Annotated in this window: 23 protein-coding genes; 13 read left to right on the top strand and 10 right to left on the bottom strand. The window is 58.0% G+C overall.

The annotated features are described in order from the left end of the window. Window positions 1-8: 8 nt before the first annotated feature. The 8 genes from A6F69_RS07030 to A6F69_RS06995 form a co-directional block, all read right to left on the bottom strand. Entirely contained in the window at window positions 9-533 is a 525-nt protein-coding gene (locus tag A6F69_RS07030) for a F0F1 ATP synthase subunit B family protein (protein ID WP_067599154.1), read from the bottom strand. Next, a complete protein-coding gene (locus A6F69_RS07025) occupies window positions 526-1,020 on the bottom strand; it encodes a F0F1 ATP synthase subunit B family protein (RefSeq protein ID WP_067599151.1) in 495 nt (164 codons plus the stop codon). Before A6F69_RS07025 ends, A6F69_RS07030 begins: the two co-directional genes overlap by 8 nt. Before the next feature lie 78 nt (window positions 1,021-1,098). Next, on the bottom strand, window positions 1,099-1,326 hold the full coding sequence (locus A6F69_RS07020) for a F0F1 ATP synthase subunit C (protein ID WP_067599148.1): 228 nt from the start codon (window positions 1,324-1,326) through the stop codon (window positions 1,099-1,101). A gap of 50 nt (window positions 1,327-1,376) precedes the next feature. Beyond that, window positions 1,377-2,138, bottom strand: a complete 762-nt coding sequence (locus tag A6F69_RS07015; RefSeq protein WP_067602710.1) for a F0F1 ATP synthase subunit A — start codon at window positions 2,136-2,138, stop codon at window positions 1,377-1,379. Between the two features lie 69 nt (window positions 2,139-2,207). Continuing rightward, a complete protein-coding gene (locus A6F69_RS07010) occupies window positions 2,208-2,543 on the bottom strand; it encodes an AtpZ/AtpI family protein (protein ID WP_067599145.1) in 336 nt (111 codons plus the stop codon). Between the two features lie 167 nt (window positions 2,544-2,710). Continuing rightward, window positions 2,711-3,100, bottom strand: coding sequence for a YdbL family probable chaperone protein (locus A6F69_RS07005; protein ID WP_067602707.1), 390 nt, complete (start codon window positions 3,098-3,100; stop codon window positions 2,711-2,713). A gap of 39 nt (window positions 3,101-3,139) precedes the next feature. Further along, the gene (locus tag A6F69_RS07000; RefSeq protein ID WP_425388048.1) at window positions 3,140-3,292 is read right to left on the bottom strand and encodes a YnbE family lipoprotein; all 153 of its coding nucleotides are present in this window, start codon (window positions 3,290-3,292) and stop codon (window positions 3,140-3,142) included. Between the two features lie 101 nt (window positions 3,293-3,393). Then, window positions 3,394-6,666: an intermembrane phospholipid transport protein YdbH family protein gene (locus tag A6F69_RS06995; protein WP_067599142.1), complete on the bottom strand. Its 3,273-nt coding sequence runs from the start codon at window positions 6,664-6,666 to the stop codon at window positions 3,394-3,396. A gap of 74 nt (window positions 6,667-6,740) precedes the next feature. Here A6F69_RS06995 and radC point away from each other — a divergent pair, with 74 nt between their 5' ends. Genes radC through A6F69_RS06965 form a run of 6 tightly spaced genes read left to right on the top strand, consistent with a single transcriptional unit; the run spans window position 6,741 to window position 11,326 of the window. After that, window positions 6,741-7,451 (top strand): RadC family protein, encoded by a 711-nt coding sequence (gene radC, locus A6F69_RS06990; RefSeq protein ID WP_067599139.1) that lies wholly within the window; start codon window positions 6,741-6,743, stop codon window positions 7,449-7,451. Window position 7,452: 1 nt separating this feature from the next. Beyond that, complete coding sequence (locus A6F69_RS06985; RefSeq protein ID WP_067599136.1) at window positions 7,453-8,199, top strand: NRDE family protein; 747 nt, start codon at window positions 7,453-7,455, stop codon at window positions 8,197-8,199. Between the two features lie 56 nt (window positions 8,200-8,255). Next, window positions 8,256-9,569, top strand: a complete 1,314-nt coding sequence (gene purB, locus A6F69_RS06980; RefSeq protein ID WP_067599133.1) for an adenylosuccinate lyase — start codon at window positions 8,256-8,258, stop codon at window positions 9,567-9,569. 60 nt (window positions 9,570-9,629) lie between these two features. Beyond that, a complete protein-coding gene (locus A6F69_RS06975; RefSeq protein WP_067599130.1) occupies window positions 9,630-10,007 on the top strand; it encodes a LapA family protein in 378 nt (125 codons plus the stop codon). Then, window positions 10,007-10,684: an orotidine-5'-phosphate decarboxylase gene (gene pyrF, locus A6F69_RS06970; protein WP_067599126.1), complete on the top strand. Its 678-nt coding sequence runs from the start codon at window positions 10,007-10,009 to the stop codon at window positions 10,682-10,684. Before A6F69_RS06975 ends, pyrF begins: the two co-directional genes overlap by 1 nt. Window positions 10,685-10,693: 9 nt before the next feature. Further along, window positions 10,694-11,326: a phosphoribosylanthranilate isomerase gene (locus tag A6F69_RS06965; protein WP_067599123.1), complete on the top strand. Its 633-nt coding sequence runs from the start codon at window positions 10,694-10,696 to the stop codon at window positions 11,324-11,326. Between the two features lie 49 nt (window positions 11,327-11,375). Here the strand turns inward: A6F69_RS06965 and A6F69_RS06960 are convergent, their stop codons facing one another. After that, complete coding sequence (locus A6F69_RS06960) at window positions 11,376-11,822, bottom strand: outer membrane protein (RefSeq protein ID WP_067599120.1); 447 nt, start codon at window positions 11,820-11,822, stop codon at window positions 11,376-11,378. 231 nt (window positions 11,823-12,053) lie between these two features. On the opposite strand from A6F69_RS06960, the gene trpB reads away from it, so the two are divergent. Genes trpB through A6F69_RS06940 form a run of 4 tightly spaced genes read left to right on the top strand, consistent with a single transcriptional unit; the run spans window position 12,054 to window position 16,160 of the window. Continuing rightward, window positions 12,054-13,265, top strand: a complete 1,212-nt coding sequence (gene trpB / locus A6F69_RS06955) for a tryptophan synthase subunit beta (protein ID WP_067599117.1) — start codon at window positions 12,054-12,056, stop codon at window positions 13,263-13,265. After that, window positions 13,262-14,041: a tryptophan synthase subunit alpha gene (gene trpA / locus A6F69_RS06950; RefSeq protein WP_067599114.1), complete on the top strand. Its 780-nt coding sequence runs from the start codon at window positions 13,262-13,264 to the stop codon at window positions 14,039-14,041. The genes trpB and trpA overlap by 4 nt, the downstream gene beginning before the upstream one ends. 10 nt (window positions 14,042-14,051) lie before the next feature. Then, window positions 14,052-14,900 (top strand): acetyl-CoA carboxylase, carboxyltransferase subunit beta, encoded by an 849-nt coding sequence (gene accD / locus A6F69_RS06945; protein WP_067599110.1) that lies wholly within the window; start codon window positions 14,052-14,054, stop codon window positions 14,898-14,900. Between the two features lie 12 nt (window positions 14,901-14,912). Next, window positions 14,913-16,160, top strand: a complete 1,248-nt coding sequence (locus A6F69_RS06940) for a bifunctional folylpolyglutamate synthase/dihydrofolate synthase (protein ID WP_067599098.1) — start codon at window positions 14,913-14,915, stop codon at window positions 16,158-16,160. Here the strand turns inward: A6F69_RS06940 and A6F69_RS06935 are convergent, their stop codons facing one another. After that, window positions 16,161-17,885 (bottom strand): AmpG family muropeptide MFS transporter, encoded by a 1,725-nt coding sequence (locus tag A6F69_RS06935; RefSeq protein ID WP_067599095.1) that lies wholly within the window; start codon window positions 17,883-17,885, stop codon window positions 16,161-16,163. A 72-nt stretch (window positions 17,886-17,957) separates the two neighbouring features. Here A6F69_RS06935 and A6F69_RS06930 point away from each other — a divergent pair, with 72 nt between their 5' ends. From A6F69_RS06930 to rsmD, 3 genes are read left to right on the top strand one after another with little or no spacing between them, the layout of a single operon-like run. Next, window positions 17,958-19,118, top strand: a complete 1,161-nt coding sequence (locus A6F69_RS06930; protein ID WP_067599092.1) for an aromatic ring-hydroxylating oxygenase subunit alpha — start codon at window positions 17,958-17,960, stop codon at window positions 19,116-19,118. Between the two features lie 19 nt (window positions 19,119-19,137). Then, window positions 19,138-19,917, top strand: a complete 780-nt coding sequence (locus A6F69_RS06925) for a pseudouridine synthase (protein ID WP_067599088.1) — start codon at window positions 19,138-19,140, stop codon at window positions 19,915-19,917. Continuing rightward, entirely contained in the window at window positions 19,914-20,459 is a 546-nt protein-coding gene (gene rsmD / locus A6F69_RS06920) for a 16S rRNA (guanine(966)-N(2))-methyltransferase RsmD (RefSeq protein ID WP_067599085.1), read from the top strand. The genes A6F69_RS06925 and rsmD overlap by 4 nt, the downstream gene beginning before the upstream one ends. Window positions 20,460-20,476: the final 17 nt, after the last annotated feature.

Here is a 20,476-nt window from a genome sequence, read left to right as displayed (position 1 = left end):
GCCTAAGCTCAGATCGAAGAGATCACCTCATCGGCGAGCTTCTTGTCTGCGTCGGCGCCATGCTTGTCAGCAATCAGCTTGCGCGCAGCAGACGCTGCTGCGCCCACCGCCACTGCCTTGACTTCGTCCACCGCTTCACGTCCTGCAGCGGCGATTTTGTCTTCAGCCATGCGTTTGCGGCGTTCAACCATCAGCTTGCCGTCCGCTTCCGCTTTCTTGAGGATCGCGTCCGCATCACGCTCTGCATTCTCAAGCATATCTTCCGCGTGCTTTTCAGCATCTTTCAGCTTGGCCGAGTACTCATCGCGCAGGGCCTCGGCCTCTGCACGAAGGTTCTTGGCCTCGTCGAGCTGGTCCTTGATCTCCTGAATCTTGGCGTCGAGGCCGCCAGTGATCAGGCCCGGAACCTTCTTCCAGATGAAGATGCCGACCAGGACGAGCATCGCAATCGACACCCACTGGTAGGAATCAAGGCCAAGAGCCGCTGGCTCATTGTCGCCGGCGGCGACCAGGATCAGCAATAGATCAACCATTGGTCATCGCCTCCTTAACAGCGGCTCTGGCAGCTGCACCGTCAACCGATGCACCGGCAAGACGCGCTACAATGTCTTGGGCGGCTTCGGCTGCAACGGATTCAACTTCAGCCATTGCTACGCCACGTGCCTCTGCAATCCGCGCTTCAGCTTCGGCAAGCTTCTTATCCAAACGCTTTTGCGCTGCAGCGATCTTCTTTTCGTTTTTGGCTGCGGCATCTGCCTTGGCCTTGGCGATCACGGCTTGCGCTTTGGCGTGGTTTTCATTCTCGCGCTTGCGCCATGTCTCTTCCTGCTCATCAGCGGTGTCACGCGCAGCTTGAGCGGCAGCCAGATCGTCTGCGATTTGCTTGTCGCGCATGGCCACGGTCTCCATCACCTTGGGCACCATTCCGCGCCCGATGAAGAAAAACGTGATACCAAAGAAGATCAGCGTCCAGAAAACCTGGCTCGACCAAACTTCGGCAAGTTGAGCTATCTGAGGCATGCTTCGAGTCCGAAAATCAAATCAAAAAAGAACATTGCCCGATCGGCCCACAGACCGATCGGATAATGCAAATCGTCATTAGGCAACGAAGATCAGGATCATTGCAACGACGAAGGCCAGAAGGCCCAGAAGTTCGGCTGCTGCGAAGCCGATGAACAGACGGCCCTGCTGGCTGTCTGCTGCACCCGGGTTACGCAGTGCTGACTCAAGGAAAGAGCCGAAAACGTTACCAACACCGATTGCTGCGGCGCCGGCACCGATTGCTGCAAGGCCTGCGCCTACGAGCTTGGCTGCTTCTGCTTCCATTTTGAAAAACTCCTTTAGGTGGAAACTTGAAAAAGTTGAGTGAGAAAACTCTAGTGAAGGTTCTCTGCGTCGTTGATGTAAAGCGACGTCAGAAGAGCGAAAACATAAGCCTGGATGCCTGCAACCAGGATTTCCAGCGCGCTGATAGCGATCATCAGGACAAGGCTGGGAATGCCGATGAAGCCACCGAAGACCGCGCCAGCGTTGACGCTGTCAATCACGAAGCTGGCGAGAACTTTCAGCAGCACGTGGCCTGCCATCATCGCCACGAAAAGACGCAACGCGAGGCTGAATGGACGCACGAGGAACGAAATCAGCTCGATCGCCGGAATGAGCCAGATCAGCCACAATGGCGTGCCGTGTGGCACAAACAGGCTGAAGAAATGCAGGCCGTGCTTCCAGAACCCGACGATCAGCACGATCGCGAAGCTCAGGATCGCCAGAACACCGGTGACGGTAAAGTGGCTGGTAAAAGTGAAAGCGTGGACGCCGGGAATGATGCCGACCGGCAACAGGCCCAGCAGGTTGGCGAACAGGATGAACATGAACAGGCTGAAGATGTACGGCACATATTTGCGCCCTTCCTTGCCCACGTTCGCTTCCAGCATATCGTCGATGAAGCCGGTGAAGCTTTCAACCGCCATCTGCCAGCGGCCCGGCACGAGCTGACGCTTCATGCCGCCTGCCACAAAGATCCAAAGCAGCACTGTGGCAATCAACATCCACAGCGCGCTGTTGGTGAAAGCGAGATTGTAACCGGCCACCTCGAACCCGCCAGTGCCGAACATCGGCTCAATGGCGAATTGCTTCATCGGGTCGACCTTGCCTTCTTCGGCTGCCACGATCGTAGTTTCCCTAACGCCTAAAAATTCAAACTGCCGCTACTTATCCGCGTCGGGATCAGCAGGGGGTGTGCTCGCAGAGCGAATGACATTCCTGAAAGCGACGATGATCCCGAGGAACAACATCACCAACAGACCCCAGGGCGAAGTGTCGGCAAGCTGGTCAATGGTCCAACCAATCAACGCTCCACCCAGGATCCCACCAAGCAGATCCGCCAGCACCCGGTTGCCCATGCGATAGTTCGCATCAGCGCCCTTGACCTGCGGCCGGTTGCGTTCATCTTCACGCTCGCGTGCGGCCTTTAGCCGCGCTTCGAGCGCGTCGATACGCGCATCCTCAGCGATGGGTTCCCGTGCGGGTTTTTCTTTGCTCATGCCAGCCTCCAGAATGTGGAACGCGCAGCACGCGCAAAGGTGCCCGCCGAGGGCGCCTGCCCCCTAGGCGACGCCCATAGGCAAGTCAACCGCAAGCGGGCCTCAATCAGTCGAAATTGGGGGTCTTTTTGCAGCGCAGCGAAAAAACCAGCGAAAGTTGATTAGTTTCAACCCGGCGGGCAACGCGGATCACGCCGCGGCGGAGCTGACGTTCGGGTCTGCCACGATCCATCAGGCGCCTGGTACATCTCGCCCGGAACTGTCTTCAGAATCAATTGGCAACCGGTCGAGAGCGCGTATTCCTCAAGAGTGACACCGTTTTCGCGCGCTTGCTGCGCATAGACCGCGCGGCGCTTGATATTGATGTCGCTGACAAGGCGGCGCAGCTCTGGAGTGCCCTCGCCCACGATATCGAGATACCCGTCCATCTTCTCGCCCACCTGACCCGATGAACGCGCTGCGGCATAAGCCGGATCACGCTGCGCCTGCGCGGGCGCAACCAATGCGGCCAGCGAGGCAGCGGAGATAACACCAACAAAAGCAAGCTTCCTAAACATCTTCATGGCCCGGGCCCTTTCCTGTCTCACATCTTCATATCAGAAGATGTCAGCATTCTCTTCAATCGTTTCAGCCGTGTCTTCGGCCAGCTGATAAATAACTTCACTGCGAATGTTGATGTTGAGCTCGATCACGATTGGCCCGTCGGGTGCCTCAACACCGATACACCCGCCCAGCAATGTGATCGGCAATAACACCCATCCTCGCCGCACAGCGACACCGCACCTGTTGCTCAGCCTTTGCATGGCCTGACTTGTGGCACCGCGCCTACTGGCGGTCAAACTTGCGCGCGTCATGGCAGAGTTTCGCTTTCTTGTGTCTGAATGGAGGGTTCATCCTGCTCGATCTTCCTCTCGGCAGGGACGTTCTTTTCTAGGATTGAGGGGCGCACCATGCGCCCATTGGCACCGCGAATCAGTCCCAAAGAAGCCGGATCGATATGCGTGGCCGGATCGTAGGTTTTGAGAAGGTCATTCATGAGCTGATAGAAAGATGCGCGGACATTTACGTTAAAACGGATCGGCAGCTTGGCGATCTGTCGCGTGATGAAGTTCCGGTCTGCATCCGCGCCTTGGCTAACACCATCAAACAGCAGTCTCGTGATGATCTCGCCAGTAAGCGGCCCATTCATCTCGACCATCATCTGGTTGAAATCTAGCGAGCGTAAAGATCGAAAGGCATAATTCGCAATTGCTCCGGTATCCTCGTAGGTCAGCTCACCCACGTAAGACAGGTTGCCTCCAGGTGGCCGCGAAATCAGCAATCCGTTGATGATCTCTCCGTTGCCCATCTCATCGAACACCAGCGGCACGGTTCCGTCAAAAGTTCCACTGGCTGAAATGTTGGAAAATTCCATCGCTGCGATGAACTGTGCAGCATCTACTCCGGTAATTTCGATAACATAGCTGCGTTCTTCGCTTGCCGCGAAATTCAGCTCGGTCGGGCGAAGCAACATGGTTCCGCCGAAGAATGGCCACCGGCCTCCCCGTAACGATACATTCGATCCGTTGATCAGCGCGAAATCAAGCACCCCGTTGTACACCTCTACGCCGGGGTCGATAGTTCCAACCGCTAGCTGCTGCGTTCCATCGGTAGTCAAACTGATCAGATCGCTAAAACGAACCGTGCCAGACACGTCGCGGACCGGCCCGAATGCTGCGGCAAAGTTGAACGCGTCAGTCGAAAATGTGCCGCTGCTTTGAACATTTTCTGGGCTCCAGTCGATCCTGCCATTGCCCTTCACAACTCCTTCGGCGAGAGCAATCACGCCAGTTGCCAGGCAAGTTAGCCCGGTCGGACCAGATGCTCCTTTGAAGCTGTCATCACATTGATCGATCCGCGCTCCCGGCTCGAGCTGATCATCAAAAATGATGCCAGGTACATCCAGATCGGCATGACCAATCCCGCTCGTCAGATCGTGCACCAGGTCAACTGCAACAATCAAACGATCCGTGCCGGGGTGGCGCATTAACGTGCTGGCGTTGATCCCATTGTCAGCCAGCGTCAGCTGCGCATCGCGCGCTGTCAGGCGCTCGAACCTCTGATCTTCTTCACGATCGAGCAAATCGAACCGTGTTTGGGTGAGTGTCAACGCGCCCTCTGCGAAGCGCCAATTTCCTTGTCCTGCCTCAATATCGAGTGGGACCGCATCCAGCCCACCAGATAGCCCAGTGAAAGTGCCGGATGTCTCTTCTGAGAAACTTGCGGCAACCTCTGCAATTGTCAGTTCGCTTTGCGCTTCTGGCTCTCCCAGTTCCACCCGCACGTCATGGGCAAGCAGACCTTCAACATCGGAGAATCCGAACTGGCGCGATCCAAGCCGGATCGGCGAATCGCCAAGCTGCCCTTGCAGTTGCAAACTATCGATCCGGGCTGAAACCTGCGTGCCTGTTGATCCACTTCGTACAATCGCAGATCCTTTATCGGGACAAACCGATATGATGTCAGACTCAAGCTTAAGGTCTGCAAGCTTCAGTTGTTCAAATCTCAAATCTGCACAACGCTTCCAAAGCGCGAGGCCACCGGCGTCTGACCAGCCACCTTCGATCGGCAATCGTAGCTGCTCCACACTTCCGCCGAGGATAGCACCGCTGGCGCTCACTTCGCCACTCAGTTGCCAGGAGCCGCTGGCGAATTGAGTTAATTGCATTTGGGGAACAGCAAGTTCCGAAGCTCCTGCTCGATAGGGTGCCATGCGGAAACGCAGCGCAGGTGCTCCCGCTCCTGTACTTTCCATGCGCCCCTGAATCTGCGGCAAGCCATCTCTATCTAGAGAGAGGTTTCCGGCAAGGCGAAGAACGCCATTCTTATCGCTCGCCCATTGCCCCTGAGAAACCGACAAGATCGCACGTCGATCCCTGTCGCGTATGCGCGCCTCAGGCACCACAAGCGATACGCCATCGCTACTTTGCCGTGCCAAAATTTTTGCCTGTAGGCTGCTTGATCGCAGGCCATCTTCCAGAGCAGCCCGAAAACGGTCTAGGATGGGTTCGATCAGGGTCCCTTCCCCCGCCGAGGCCGCCGACCCGAGCGCCTTCTGCGAGCGTTCTCCAAGAGCCAGGTCTGAGCCAGACAGATTTGCGTCCATTTCCCAACGGAAGTCCGCAGTTCGAACGCGAAAACCGCCATCAACCGCTGGCCTTTTGACCTCTCCGTAGGTGTTTTCAAACTCGCTCGCGCCGAAGCTATAGCGACCGGTCGCCAGTCCTTCACTCCAGTCAAATTCTAAGCTCCCGGACAAACCAGCCGTGCGCAAATCGCCCACCGACGCGTCCAACTCGTTCAGAGCGAACGTTCCCGAACCTCCGACCAAATCTTCATCGGTTTGCAGGCTAGACAGAGCGGTAATCTTGGGTAGCCGCAAGTTCTGGTCCGGGCAGGAGAGTTCGGTGACTTCCAGCGGCCCATTAAAGTAAGCTTGTCCACGCGAAGTTCGAAGCTCTCCGACAAGTTGCGCGTTGGACCATTCGCAAGAGTCCATATCCCAAGGCGGTGCTACAAGCGCGGCCACGCCGTGGAAACCGCCGCTCAGCCGACCCGCCCCGTCTGCCTTGAAGCCTGCCACACCGTAGTCTGTTTCGATCCAGCCTCGCGCATCGACCAGTGACAGTGACCAGCCGGGAAGGCGCGCGGGTCCATCCGTCTCAATCTCAAAGACCGGATCAAGCGCGCCCAGGCTGAGCTCTCCGTCCCGATACGTCGCGCGCAGCCGCGGGCGAATGAGCGTGAGCGTACCGATGTCCGCACCGGTAATTCGCACAACCGGGACAAGTTCGACACGTTCGATGGTCAGGTCCGGATTTTCGGGATCGCCAACAACAAAATTGCGGAGCACTTGCCGCGCAATCCCGACAGATTCGATTTCGTATGTGGCCTCTATTCCCAACGCCTCAAGTTGCGAGGTGATCAAATCTTCGGCGATGTTGTCGCGCGCGCGCCAGCTGAGGAAACTGGAAACAAGCAACAGCACAAGCAGCACGAACAGAAACTGAAAACGCTTCCGCCGCGGCCAGAGCTTCAACCGCCTTTTTACTTCAGGATCAGGGAGTTCGTCGGCGTCAGCCATGTCTTAGCACTCTTGCGCCTTTCACCTGACAAAGGCAATGCTGCGATGCGCATAAAGCATTATCGAGAACAATATTGCCGAAAGCTGAAGACAATCCTGACAAGCGGCCGACAAAACACGCCGGGTCGGGCCATCGTGCCCGTCTTCGCGATCGTTTGTTGAACGGCGGTGCTGAAGCTTTGGCAGACTATGAAGTGCTAGAGTACTTGCTGTTTGCGGCCATGCGTCAGGGCGACACTAAGCCTGTGGCAAAGGCCTTACTCAAGCGGTTTGGCTCTCTGTCTGCCGTTTTGAATGCGAACCCGGCAGTCCTGACTCAAGTGGATGGCGTGGGGGAGACGAGCGCGGCGGCCTTGAAAAGCGTCGCGATAGCTGCGCGGCGAATGGCGTGGAGCGAGGTGAAAGATCGACCGGTGCTGGGCAGCTGGCAGTCCCTGCTCGATTACTTGGCGATCGATATGGCACATCTCAACTTAGAGCGTGTCCGCGTTCTTTATCTCGATAGTCGAAATCGGCTGATTGACGATCATCACGTCGAGGATGGGTCGACCGATGAAGCCGCAGTCCACCCGCGCGAAGTCATCCGCCGAGCCATGGACCTGGGGGCGAGCGCACTGATCCTTGTTCACAATCACCCTAGCGGCAGCTCGGAGCCGAGCCGTGCCGACATCCAAATCACGAAGAAAATCGCTGAGGCCGGGCGCCTATTGGGCGTGATCGTACATGATCATATTATCATCGGTCACGAAGGGCATGTCTCGTTGCGTGCGAAAGGGCTAATCTGAGATGTGCGTCGCGGCCTTTGCCTGGCGAGCGCACCCCGATTGGCATCTGGTGGCGATCGGCAATCGCGACGAATACCATCAAAGGCCGGCCGCGCCGTTGGCTCATTGGAAAGACCGAGAAGGTGTAATCGCAGGTCCAGATCTTCAGTCCGGCGGGACCTGGTTAGGGGTTTCCGAACAGGGTCAATTTGTGCTCGTTACAAACTTGCGTGGCTATGGCCAGCCCGATCCGTCTCGCAAGTCACGAGGCGAACTCGTGACAGATCTTCTGACCGATCAAAATCAAACACTCGATATGGGTAGCTACAACCCGTTCAACATCATTCACGCAAGCCGGGACGAAGCACGTTTTCTGACTAACCGCCCTGACCATATCAGCGCTAATCTGTCTCGCGGCGTCTATGGCCTTTCAAACGGACAACTGGACGAACCATGGGCCAAAACCGTCCATTTGAAGACCGCGTTGTTTGACTGGCTTTGGCAGAGCGGCAGCTTATCTGCGCCTCTGTTCGATGCCCTCGGCAGCGAGAACTTGCCGAGTCTGGGCCTGCAACCGCGCTTGCCATCTGACATGCCGCTGGAAGCTCAGGAGACGCCGGCCTTCATACGAAACCCGGTCTACGGGACCAGATGCTCAACTGTTGTCACAGTCAACAAGCACGGTCACGGCCGGATTCTCGAGCGGCGCTTTGACGCCAGCGGTGAGAAAACCGGAGAAACCGCGCTGGAATTCAGCTGGCCGGGTTGACCGGCAAGCGATCCGACCTTAGCCGCCAAGCTCCTTTTCGTGCACGGAGTTCAACAATGGTCCCTCGCTATGCCCGCCCTGCCATGACGGCTATCTGGGAGCCGGAGTGCAAATATGAGATCTGGTTCCTGATCGAAGCGCACGCAACGCAGAAACTTGCAGATCTGGGGGTTGTGCCTGAAAGCGGTGCGAAGGCGCTGTGGGATTGGTGGGCAACCGAGCCAAAGATCGACGTAGCCGCGATCGACGCCAAGGAAGCAGTGCTGAAGCATGATGTGATCGCATTCCTCGATTGGGTGGCGGAGCAAGTTGGCCCCGAAGCACGCTTCATGCACCAGGGCATGACCAGCAGCGACGTACTCGACACCACTCTCGCGGTTCAACTGACGCGTGCAACCGATTTGCTGCTTGAAGACATGGACGCGCTGCTAGCCGCGATCAAACGCCGCGCGGAAGAGCACAAGTTCACGCCCACCATCGGGCGCAGCCATGGCATCCATGCAGAGCCCGTGACCTTCGGTCTGAAACTGGCGCAGGCCTACGCCGAATTTGACCGCTGCAGGACTCGCCTAATTAACGCGCGCGCGGAGATCGCGACTTGCGCGATCAGCGGCGCAGTTGGCACCTTCGCCAACATTGACCCTTCTGTCGAGGCGTATGTAGCTGAACAACTGGGTCTGACGCCAGAGCCGGTTTCCACGCAGGTGATACCACGTGATCGCCATGCGATGTATTTCTCTACTCTAGCGGTCATCGCGAGCTCGATAGAACGTCTCGCTGTTGAAATTCGTCATCTGCAACGCACCGAAGTGCTGGAAGCGGAAGAATACTTCGCGCCCGGGCAAAAGGGCTCCAGTGCGATGCCGCATAAGCGCAATCCGATCCTGACGGAAAACCTTACCGGTCAGGCGCGCATGATCCGCAGCTATGCCATGCCTGCGCTGGAGAACGTCGCGTTGTGGCACGAGCGTGATATCTCCCATTCCTCGGTTGAACGCTTCATTGGACCTGACGCGACAATCACTCTGGACTTCGCACTGGCTCGTCTCACGGGTGTGGTGGACAAGCTGCTGGTCTATCCGGAGCGGATGGAGAAGAACCTCGATCTGATGGGGGGGCTGGTCCATTCCCAGCGGGTGCTGCTGGCCTTGACGCAGGCAGGCATCACTCGCGACAACGCCTATCGTCTGGTTCAACGCAACGCGATGAAAGTCTGGGAATCGGACGGCAAGTTGTCGCTGCTTGAATTGCTCAAAGCCGATGATGAAGTCACAGCGGCTCTCTCGCCCGAGGAACTCGAGGAAAAATTCAATCTCGACTACCACTTCAAACATGTCGAGACGATATTTGCGCGGGTGTTTGGCGGTTAACTCGGACTGGACCTGTCTGCTCAAGACAACTAGCGTAACGCAGAGGCAGGAGAACCAAGCATGCAATATGTTCGCACACTGATCTGGGTCGCCATAACAGCGTTTGTGGTTTTGTTCGTGACAATGAATTGGGGCGAACCTCAGGAAGTGCGGATCTGGCCATCTTCGGATGGCGATAACTTCCTGTTCGAATGGCCAGTGGGTGTTATTGCGATTGTGTTCTTCTTGCTTGGTATGATCCCGACCTGGATTTACCACCGTGGCGTCAAGTGGAGCCTCAATCGACGGATTACCTCGTTGCAGAATGCCGTACGCTCTAATTCATTAAGCGCCCGCCATAGCGCGCCGCCTCCGTCCCCGTCGCCTGCACAGACAGCCGCTGATGCCAGCGACGCGGGCACCGCTGGCGACACGCTGAAGCCGGATGACAGCAACTGATGAGCAATCCGATCTTTCTTGCTCTTGATGTGCCCCAGATAACGCCGGCGAAAGCGCTTCTGAACAAAGTGAAATCGCATATCGGCGGGGTCAAACTGGGTCTCGAGTTCTTTTGCGCGCACGGTCACCATGGGGTGCATGAGATTGCGCATGAAACCGGCCTGCCAATCTTTCTTGACCTGAAACTGCATGACATCCCGAACACCGTCGCAGGCGCCATGCAGGCAATTCATGTGCTGGAACCCGCAATCGTCACCATCCATGCCAGCGGTGGTCGTGCGATGATGGAAGATGCCAAGGCAGCGGCGGCCGACGGGTGCAAGGTTGTAGCAGTGACCATGCTGACCAGCCTTGATGAGCGTGACATGGCACGCACAGGCATTACGGGCACGCCGCATGACCACGTCATGCGGCTGGCTGAGCTGGCGCAAGACGCCGGGCTGGATGGTATTGTGTGTTCAGGCCAAGAGGTCGGCGCTGTTCACAAGCGATGGAAAGACGGTTTCTTCGTTGTTCCCGGACTTCGCCCCGGCGGCAAGGCAACAGGCGACCAGAAACGTGTCGTTACACCGCGCAAAGCTCGAGATGATGGTGCAAGTGTCCTGGTCATCGGACGCCCGATCAGCAAGGCAGACGATCCTTTGGAGGCCGCGCGCGCGATCGAGGCAACGCTTTAGAGCCAACAAATGTCAGTTCAGATCAAGATATGCGGGCTTTCGACGCCTGAAACCATAGATGCGGCTGTCGATTCCGGCGCGACGCACGTTGGCCTCGTCCACTTCGAACCAAGTGTGCGGCATGTATCGCTGGAAGACGCGGCCAAGTTGCGCGCGCGCGTGCCGACGAGTGTCAAGGTTGTGCTACTTTTGGTGAATATGCAGCCGAACGAAACCGCGATTGCATTGAACACCGTCAAACCAGATGTAGTTCAATTCCACGGCCGCGAAACACCCGAATGGGCAGGAATGGTCCGGGAAAAGACCGGTGTTGAGGTGTGGAAGGCGCTGGGGCTTAAAGATGCCGGCACACTAGCCCGCAGTTCGGCCTTCTTTGGCAAAGTTGACCGTCTTCTGTTCGATGCACCAGCGAAAAAACTGCCTGGTGGCAATGGTATCGCCTTCGACTGGAATCTGCTTGCGGGCCACAAGCATCAGGTTGACTGGGGTATCGCGGGCGGCTTGACGGCAGACAATGTTGCCGAGGCGATCCTGGCAACGGGCGCGCCGCTGGTCGATGCGTCAAGTGGCCTCGAAATTGCGCCGGGTGTAAAGGATGTGAGCTTGATCCAAGCGTTTTGCAGCGCTGCCCGCAATGCTTGAGCAAGGGGTGCACATGCGGCGCACCCCTCGCCCAACAGGTTAACCGCGATCAAAAGCGGAAACCAACTCCGGCAACTGCGCTGTTGATATTCGCAAAGCCATCGAAATAGATTCGATACTCAGTCTTCAGATACACTTGATCGCTGACATTGTATTGAAGCCCACCACCTGCGTGAACAGCATCGCTATTGTTGAAGCTATAGCCGGCTGCGACAAATAGCTTGAGATCTTCGGCAACAATAAATCCCGCACGAGCGGTTGCTCCAAACAACACATCGGCACCATCTGCAAGCACCTTGTCGGCCGAACCCTCGATGCCGATAAAGAAGCTTTCATCGAGGTGAAAATCGTGTCCGGCGGCAACGCCTGCAACAGCTTCTTCGCCGCCATCAAACCATACTACTCCGCCACGCGCTTCCAAACGCGTCTCATCAGCTTTTGCAGGCACGGCAATGAAGGCCACCGCCGTTGCGGCAACCATCGCAATATTTTTCATCTTATCTTCCTATGTTTTCTTGATTCGTCGGAGAGGAGACGAATTGAGGCCAGCTAACTTCAACGTAAATGAATGGAAATTGCCGAAAAGCGACTGCCTCTCATGCAAATATGCATAGGCAGGATCCAGTGAGGGGGGCACTCGACGCAAATCTGCTAGCGCAGTTGCAAAACACCCCATGAACGTGTTGACGCTAGACACCATGTGTAAGCTCTGCCAATCGCTGCCTCAATGAACCAGGTAAACTCTTTCCGTAACCAGCCCGATGAACGCGGGCATTTCGGCCAGTTCGGCGGACGCTATGTCGCTGAAACGCTGATGCCGTTGATCCTTGACCTTGAACGCGAGTACCGCGCGGCTCAGGCCGACCCGGCGTTCAAGGCCGAATTTGACGATCTTCTGGAGCACTATGTCGGGCGCCCTTCCCCGCTCTATTTCGCTGAGCGTCTCACCGAGGCATTGGGAGGCGCGCAGGTCTGGTTCAAGCGCGACGAGCTCAATCACACCGGCGCGCACAAGATCAATAACTGCATCGGTCAGATCCTGCTTGCCAAGCGCATGGGCAAGACGCGCATCATCGCCGAAACCGGTGCGGGCCAGCATGGCGTGGCGACCGCGACCGTCTGCGCGCGGTTTGGCCTGCCGTGCGTGATCTACATGGGCGCAGAGGACGTGAAGCGGCAATCGCCCAATGTCTTCCGCATGAAGCTGCTCGGCGCCGAAGTTGTCCCCGTCACCAGCGGCGGAGCGACGCTGAAAGACGCAATGAACGAAGGCCTGCGTGACTGGGTCGCGAATGTGCATGACACGTTCTACATCATCGGCACCGCTGCGGGACCACACCCCTACCCTGAACTGGTGCGTGATTTCCAAAGCGTGATCGGGAAGGAAGCGCGCGCGCAAATGCTGGATCGCGTGGGCCGTCTGCCGGACCTGTTGATCGCCTGCATCGGCGGCGGATCAAACGCGCTTGGCCTATTCCACCCGTTCCTCGACGATCCGGACGTTAAGATGCTCGGCGTTGAAGCGGCGGGACATGGCCTTGATGGTGATGAGCACGCCGCTTCGCTGTTGGGCGGAGCGCCGGGCATCCTGCACGGCAACAAGACCTATCTGCTGCAAGACGAGGATGGCCAGATCACCGAAGGCCATTCGATCAGCGCAGGACTGGACTATCCCGGCATCGGGCCAGAACACGCATGGCTGAAGGAAAGCGGACGGGTTGAATACACCGCTGTGACCGACGATGAGGCATTGGACGGGTTCCAGCTGCTCTGCCGCACCGAAGGCATCATCCCCGCGCTTGAGCCCAGCCACGCGCTGGCCGCGGTCGCTGACCGTGCTAAGCAAATGCGCGAGGATCAGATCATCCTGATGAATCTCTGCGGTCGCGGGGACAAGGATATCTTCACCGTGGCTGAAAAGCTGGGAGTGGAGATGTGACCCGCCTCTCCACTGCATTCGCCAAAACTCATCCCGCGCTCGTCTGCTTCATCACCGCGGGCGATGGTGACACCGCGGCCAATCTCGATGCGCTGGTCGAAGGAGGCGCGGATGTAATCGAGCTGGGCATGCCCTTTACCGATCCGATGGCCGATGGCCCCGCGATTCAGGCAGCAAACCTGCGCAGCTTGGGTAAAGGCACAACCACCGCCGATGTGCTAATGATCGCGAACGAGTTCCGCGTGCGGCATCCTGACGTTCCGCTCGTGCTGATGGGCTATGCCAACCCGATGATCCGGCGCGGGCCTGAATGGTTTGCAGAACAATGCCGTGGCTGCGGCGTCGATGGCGTGATCTGCGTCGATATCCCGCCAGAGGAAGACGGCGAGCTTGGCCCTGCCTTGCGCGCCGCAGGAATCGCACCGATCCGCCTCAGCACGCCTACCACCGACGCCGCTCGCCTGCCCGCCGTTCTCGAAGGGTCTGAGGGCTTCGTCTATTACGTTTCCGTCGCCGGCATTACCGGCAAACAGCAGGCCGCAATCGACAGTATCGAAGCCAATGTCACCCGTATCAAGCAATCGACCGATCTGCCCGTTGCGGTCGGTTTCGGGGTGCGCACGACCGAACAGGCGGCGGAAATCGCGAAGGTTGCTGATGGCGTAGTCGTCGGCTCAGCCTTGGTCGAACTGGTCGGCAAATTTGGCAAAGATGCCCCTGCCAAGCTAAAGGAGCTGACTTCGGCCCTTTCACAAGCGGTTCGCACCGCTCGCTAGGATATTCGAAATGAACTGGTTCACACGCGTCCGCAATTCGTTCGGCTTTGGCGAAAAACGTAGCACTGACAAGGATTTGTGGGTCAAATGCCCGTCCTGCGCGGAAATGCTGTTCGAGCAGGAGTATATGGACAATCTGTGGGTCTGCCCGCGGTGTGACCATCATGGCCGGATCAGCGCGGATCAGCGCTTAAATCTGCTACTCGACGAAGGTTTCGAGATGTTGCCGCAGCCAGAGGTCAAGGAAGACCCGCTGAAGTTCAAGGACAGCAAGAAATACACTGATCGTTTGAAGATCGCGCGCGCCAAATCGCCGCATGCCGATGCCTTCAGTGTCGGCTCGGGCACGATTGACGGGCGCGCAGCAGTGGTCGGCGTTCAGGATTTCGGCTTCATGGGTGGATCGATGGGCATGGCCGTGGGCGCGGCCTTTGTCGCGGGCGCAGAAGAAGCTCTGAAACGCAGGGCCGGCTATATCGTCGTGACCGCAGCGGGCGGCGCGCGTATGCAGGAGGGCATCCTCAGCCTGATGCAAATGCCCAAGGCCACCGTCATGACACGCCGCCTGAAAGAGGCTGGCCTGCCCTATATCGTCGTGTTGACTGACCCGACCACCGGCGGCATTACCGCCAGCTATGCCATGCTGGGCGATGTGCAGATTGCAGAGCCCGGCGCGCTGATCGGCTTTGCCGGCCAACGCGTGATTCAGGATACAATCCGCGAACAATTGCCCGAAGGATTCCAGCGGGCCGAGTATCTTTACGAGCACGGCATGGTCGATATGGTGGTTCACCGAGCGGACCTGAAGGAACAGCTCGCAACCGTGCTCGGCTATCTGCAGCCGCGCAAAGCAGCCTAAGGCGCCAACGCAATGCGCGATATGGGGCGCTCGGACGATCCGCGCGTTCAGGCCCAGCTCGACAGACTTGGTAGCTTAAGCATTCAGCGTGACACTCTGGGGCTTGATGCGATCCGCGAGCTGCTGCGGCGGCTTGGCGATCCGCACAAGCGATTGCCGCCTGTGTTTCACGTCGCGGGGACCAATGGCAAGGGGTCAACCTGCGCGTTCCTGCGCGCGATGCTGGAGGCGGAAGGATACAAGGTCCACGTCACCACTTCTCCGCATCTGGTGCGCTATAATGAGCGGTTCAGAGTGGCTGGCAAGCTGATCGAAGACGCACGGCTCGCCGAATTGCTGGAGGAAGTGTTCGATGCCGCAGAAGGGCTCGATTGCAGCTTCTTCGAAATCAGCATTGCGGCGGCCTTTGTGGAGTTCGCGCGCGTGCCAGCCGATGCCTGCGTCGTGGAAGTTGGTCTGGGTGGACGGCTCGATGCGACCAATGTGCTCGAGCCAGACGTATTGGCAGCGTGCGGAATTGCCGCGCTGGGCATCGACCACGAGAAGTTCCTCCTCGCGCCCGAAGATGGCGTGCCGCAAGAGCCGATGGCGCGGATTGCGTTCGAGAAGGCCGGCATCGCGAAGAAGGGCGTTCCGCTGGTGACGATCGCTCAGCCAGAGCAAGAGAGACAGGCAATCGAAACAGTGGCCAAAGACGCGGGAGCACCTGTGATCATTGCTTCGCGCGTCGATGAACGCGATTTGGCTCTGCCGGGTGAGCATCAGGGCCTGAATGCCGGCTTGGCGATAGCAATGCTTCGCTCGCAATCGAAAATCACCGTGTCGGATGAAGCAATCGCAATTGGGCTACGAACCGCGAGTTGGCCCGCGCGTTTGCAGTTGTTATCTGAAGGTCCCCTCACTGCACTCGCTCCAGAGCAGGAAATCTGGCTCGACGGTGGGCACAACCCCTCTGCAGGGGCGATGCTGGGCGCTCATTTCGCATGTCATGGGGTGCACCTCATCATCGGAATGATTGAAGGCAAAGACCCGCTGGCCATCATCGGGCCGCTGGGTGACCGTATCCGCACGCTTCAGGTTGTACCTGTACCAAACTTCCCGTCGCATCCGGTCAAAGCCTTCGGACCGCAAGCCAAGGCAGCCGCAAATATTGAGGAAGCCCTGCTCAATCTGCCGTCGGACGATTACTCGGTACTCATCGTAGGCTCGCTCTATCTCGCGGGCGAGGTTCTGCGCCTCAATGACGAGATCCCCGATTGATTACTCCGCCGGATGCGCGGTGGCATCTGGTGTGACGACGCCAGACTTTGCCCCCGCCCTCGCCTGCCGCCACCATTCGAACGCGACCAGCACAACGGCGGCCAGCCCTATGAAAGTCGTCAGGACAAAGACATCGAAATAGCCCTGATCCTCGATCATCTCGCCCAGCGCGCCGCGCCCCAGCGTGCCGACAAGCAGTGTGAGCGATGACAGAAGTGCATATTGCACTGCGCTGAATTTCTTCGACACGATCGAACTCAGCCACGCGATGTAGGCAGCGCCAGCGATCCCGATGGCCAAGTTTTCGAAGAAGATCGTGAAGGTCAGCTTGGCAAGTGACGCGCTGCCAATGCCCGGCACCTGGCTGATCAGCCATGTAAAGCCCACGGCATCGCTGACCGCCTGCATATTGTGCCCGCCTATCGCAAGATCAGCATAAAGCAGGTTTGTCAGCGCGGCGAGCAGGCCTCCAATGAAAAGCGTAGTCATCCGGCCAATCGCGGTCAGCATCAGCCCGCCCAAAGCCAGTCCGGCAATGATCGCGCCTACACCAAAGAACTTGGACGCAAACGCGACCTCATCATTGGTGTACTCCAGTTCGCCGAGGTAGAACGGATATGCAAATGTGCCCCAGATCGCATCGCAAATGCGGTAGGTCAGCACGACTGCAAGGATGAGCACGAGGCTCCACCCCATCCGGCCAACAAATTCGACGAGCGGCAAGACCAGCGCGCGGTACAGATGATCCATCGCATATCCGCCGCCAGTCGCGACCGGTGCATCCTCTGTCAGCACCATTTTGCCTTGCTTCTTTTGCGCTGCCAACCAGCCGGCAATCAGAGACGGCAGGATTATCGTAGCGACTATAATCCATGGCCCGAAGTTCAGCGTGAATTGCGTCGGATTGGGGCGATCCTCCGGCGCGTATGTCATCGACATGATCATGAATGCCAGCACGACGCCGATCGCTGCGGCCCAAAGTAGTCCGACGATTGCCAATGCACGTCCGCGCACTTCCGGCGAAAGTTCGCCAGCCTTGCGCAACGCGCGGACTTCGCCCTCGCTGGCGGCGGCAGCTTCAGCATCAATCGCTGCATTGGGGGCGAACAGGCCAATCACGCCCGCTGCGAGCAGCAATGCGCCCATCAGCATATATGTTTCAGGCCAGCCGATCCGCGCAGCGATGATCAATCCCAACGCCCCGCCAACTAACGAGCTGAAGCGATAGCCCATCTGGTAAACGGTCGAGAGAATATCCAGCGTCGCAACATCATCGGCAACATCAATGCGCCAGGCATTGATCGCGATATCCTGGGTCGCGCTGGCAAATGCGCCGATTCCAGCCAACAGAGAGAACATGCCCAACTGCGACTTGGGATCGAGCAGGCTCAATGTGACAAGGATTGTACCCAGCAGTACCTGCATCGGCACAATCCATTGCTTGCGTTTGCCCAGCTTTCGCAGCAGCGGAATGTCGACCTTGTCAATCAGCGGCGACCAAAGGAACTGAAACGCATAGGCGAGCCCGATGAGCGAAAAGATACCCATCGTCTCAAGCTCGACTTCGGCTTCAGTCAGCCAGGCAAACAAAGTCCCCAGAAAAAGGGCAAAGGGCAGCCCGCTGGCAAATCCGAAAACCAGCATGAAGCCAGTTTTGCGGTTGGTCAGCGCCATACCAAGCGCCTTCCAAGCGGATTTCTTCTGTGGTGAAGCCCCAGCGGCCATTCCCTAGCGTCCTTCCCGAAACGTCAAACTTGTGCGACATTACCCATGGATGAGAGGAATAGGAACGCCCCTATGAACGAGGCTGATACGAAATCACCACCTTTGCGCCCGACGGAGGGACAATTGGCGTTGGCACGCGCGATTGAGCGGGGCGAACAACGCGAAACAAGCGGGATCACCCAGGTCCCGGCAAATGTTTACACAGATCCCGCACACTGGACGCGAGAGAAATCTGCGCTGTTCGAACGGCTGCCGCAGGTGCTTTGCCCCAGTGCGGTGCTTCCCGATGCAGGAATGGCGCTGCCGCATGATGCCACGGGGCGTCCGCTGCTGATTACACGCGATGCCGATGGCGTGGCCCATGTGTTCCTGAATGTCTGCCGCCACCGCGGAACACGCCTGGTCGAAGGCGAGGATGTGCAATGCGCGAAGCGGCTGGTGTGCCCATACCACGCCTGGACATACAAGCTGGACGGCAAGCTGCTCGCCCTACCCCGCCCGGAAACCTTTCCTGGAATGGACAAGGGCGACATGGGCCTGGTCGAGCTGCCCAGCTGCGAAGCGGGCGGACTGATCTGGTTCGCACCGGTCGAAGGCGCTGACTTCACGCATGCGCGTGAACTGGGTGAGGATATGGCAACGTTCGGCATGGCTGATCATCTGCTGTTCCGCCGCAAGACTCATACGGTCAAAGGCAATTGGAAGCTGATCATGGATGCGTTCCTGGAGAGCTACCATGTGACCAGACTGCATTCGCAAACCATCGGCCCCTTCTTCAAGGATGGCGTGACGTCAGGCGATCAGATCGGCCCGCATCAACGCAGCGCGGTTGGCCGACTAGAGGATATGGAAGGCGTCGACCTGACCGATATGGCGGCGCTGCGCAGAGTGGTGACCTATGCCTACCAGCTGTTGCCCGCGACGGTGATCATCCCCAGCCCCGATTACCTCAATGTCATGGTGTTGATGCCGCAAGGGCATGACCTGACGATGGTCGAGGATTTCATGCTGATCCCGGAGGCCCCGGCCACGGACAAAGCGCGTGACCACTGGGAGCGCAGTTGGGCGCTGCTGGATGGAGGTGTATTTGCGTCGGAGGATTTCCGCGCAGCCGAGTTGGGTCAGCAAGGCCTATCCACGGGCGCGATTCCGGAACTGACCCTTGGCACATTGGAAGGTGGCATTCGCCGTTTCCATGAAGTCATCGAAGAGACGTTGCGCGAAGTGAATTGAACGCGTAACCGGCTGGGCTATGCCGAAGGCCCCACCTCCCTCCGCTGATCGCCCCGAGGGCGATCGCATCGCAAAATTGCTGGCCCGCGCTGGCGTCGCGAGCCGTCGTGAGATCGAGCGAATGATCGCTGAAGGGCGGATCGCGATCAATGGAAAGCCTGTCGAGACTCCTGCTACCTTTTTAACAGATCTCAAAGGTGTAACAGTCGATGGCAAACCAGTCGCTGCGCCTGAGCCGACCAGGCTCTTCGCATTCAACAAGCCCACTGGTCTGATTACGGCTGAGCGCGACCCAAAGGGGCGTCCAACAATCTACTCGGCACTGCAAAATGCGCTGCCTAAAAACACGCCCAGATTGATGCCAATCGGGCGTTTGGACCTCAACACCGAAGGATTGTTGCTGCTCACCAATGATGGCGAACTCAAACGTCAGATGGAGCTTCCGGCGTCAGGTATTCCGCGGGTCTACCGCGCCCGCACCTTCGGCGAGGTGACGCAGGAGATGCTGGAAGAGCTTATAGACGGGGTCACGATTGACGGAGTCCATTACGGCCCGATCGATGCTAATCTGGAACGGCGTACCGGCCGCAATCAATGGATTGAAGTGAGCATCACCGAAGGCAAAAACCGTGAAGTGCGCAAGGTACTCGAACATCTGGGACTTCAGGTCAGTCGACTAATCCGGACCGCCTATGGACCGTTTGAACTGGAAGAATTGCCCCGTGGCAGAGCACGCGAGATCCGCAAGCACGAGTTAGGCAAGTTTCGTAGCCAGCTGAGGCGCGGTTTCAGGTCATGAGGATCGTTGCGGGTAAATGGCGCGGGCGGAAACTGATCGCGCCGCGCGGTGATGCAACGCGGCCGACCGCTGACCGCACGCGTGAGACATTGTTCAACATGCTTGTCAGCCGCGTAGGCGATTTTGAAGGGCTGCGCGTAGCGGATCTGTTCGCGGGTTCAGGTGCGCTAGGTCTGGAAGCCCTGTCACGCGGAGCGGCGTATTGCCTGTTTGTAGAGCAGGAGAAGCCCGCTGTAGACGCGATAAAGGCCAATGTAGTCGCGCTGGATGCTCGCGACAGGAGCGACGTACAGCATGGCTCGGTCATGTCGCTTAGACCTGCACGTGAACCGATGGACATGATCTTTCTAGACCCTCCCTACCGAACTGGTGCGGCCAATGTTGCGCTTGACCGGATGCAACGCCTTGGATGGATCGGCGACGCAACATGGGTCGCGGTAGAGACTTCGGAAAAGGAGTCAGTCGACGTTGACGGGTTGGATATCGTCGCAGACCGCAAAGTTGGCAAAGCCCGACTGACGCTGTTGACCAAGGCCCGGTGAGGCTTGCCGCGAGGCCA

This window comes from Altererythrobacter ishigakiensis (assembly GCF_001663155.1).
Classification (GTDB): Bacteria; Pseudomonadota; Alphaproteobacteria; order Sphingomonadales; family Sphingomonadaceae; genus Erythrobacter; species Erythrobacter ishigakiensis.
This window is presented reverse-complemented; position numbering and strand designations above follow the sequence as displayed.

Bases quoted from the DNA above. Each gene is read 5' to 3' on its own strand.
- A6F69_RS07030 (WP_067599154.1), bottom strand. From the start codon at position 533: ATGGTTGATCTATTGCTGATCCTGGTCGCCGCCGGCGACAATGAGCCA.
- A6F69_RS07025 (WP_067599151.1), bottom strand. From the start codon at position 1,020: ATGCCTCAGATAGCTCAACTTGCCGAAGTTTGGTCGAGCCAGGTTTTC.
- A6F69_RS07020 (WP_067599148.1), bottom strand. From the start codon at position 1,326: ATGGAAGCAGAAGCAGCCAAGCTCGTAGGCGCAGGCCTTGCAGCAATC.
- A6F69_RS07015 (WP_067602710.1), bottom strand. From the start codon at position 2,138: ATGAAGCAATTCGCCATTGAGCCGATGTTCGGCACTGGCGGGTTCGAG.
- A6F69_RS07010 (WP_067599145.1), bottom strand. From the start codon at position 2,543: ATGAGCAAAGAAAAACCCGCACGGGAACCCATCGCTGAGGATGCGCGT.
- A6F69_RS07005 (WP_067602707.1), bottom strand. From the start codon at position 3,100: ATGTTTAGGAAGCTTGCTTTTGTTGGTGTTATCTCCGCTGCCTCGCTG.
- A6F69_RS06995 (WP_067599142.1), bottom strand. From the start codon at position 6,666: ATGGCTGACGCCGACGAACTCCCTGATCCTGAAGTAAAAAGGCGGTTG.
- A6F69_RS06985 (WP_067599136.1), top strand. From the start codon at position 7,453: ATGTGCGTCGCGGCCTTTGCCTGGCGAGCGCACCCCGATTGGCATCTG.
- purB (WP_067599133.1), top strand. From the start codon at position 8,256: ATGGTCCCTCGCTATGCCCGCCCTGCCATGACGGCTATCTGGGAGCCG.
- A6F69_RS06975 (WP_067599130.1), top strand. From the start codon at position 9,630: ATGCAATATGTTCGCACACTGATCTGGGTCGCCATAACAGCGTTTGTG.
- pyrF (WP_067599126.1), top strand. From the start codon at position 10,007: ATGAGCAATCCGATCTTTCTTGCTCTTGATGTGCCCCAGATAACGCCG.
- A6F69_RS06965 (WP_067599123.1), top strand. From the start codon at position 10,694: ATGTCAGTTCAGATCAAGATATGCGGGCTTTCGACGCCTGAAACCATA.
- A6F69_RS06960 (WP_067599120.1), bottom strand. From the start codon at position 11,822: ATGAAAAATATTGCGATGGTTGCCGCAACGGCGGTGGCCTTCATTGCC.
- trpB (WP_067599117.1), top strand. From the start codon at position 12,054: ATGAACCAGGTAAACTCTTTCCGTAACCAGCCCGATGAACGCGGGCAT.
- accD (WP_067599110.1), top strand. From the start codon at position 14,052: ATGAACTGGTTCACACGCGTCCGCAATTCGTTCGGCTTTGGCGAAAAA.
- A6F69_RS06940 (WP_067599098.1), top strand. From the start codon at position 14,913: ATGCGCGATATGGGGCGCTCGGACGATCCGCGCGTTCAGGCCCAGCTC.
- A6F69_RS06935 (WP_067599095.1), bottom strand. From the start codon at position 17,885: ATGGCCGCTGGGGCTTCACCACAGAAGAAATCCGCTTGGAAGGCGCTT.
- A6F69_RS06930 (WP_067599092.1), top strand. From the start codon at position 17,958: ATGAACGAGGCTGATACGAAATCACCACCTTTGCGCCCGACGGAGGGA.
- A6F69_RS06925 (WP_067599088.1), top strand. From the start codon at position 19,138: ATGCCGAAGGCCCCACCTCCCTCCGCTGATCGCCCCGAGGGCGATCGC.
- rsmD (WP_067599085.1), top strand. From the start codon at position 19,914: ATGAGGATCGTTGCGGGTAAATGGCGCGGGCGGAAACTGATCGCGCCG.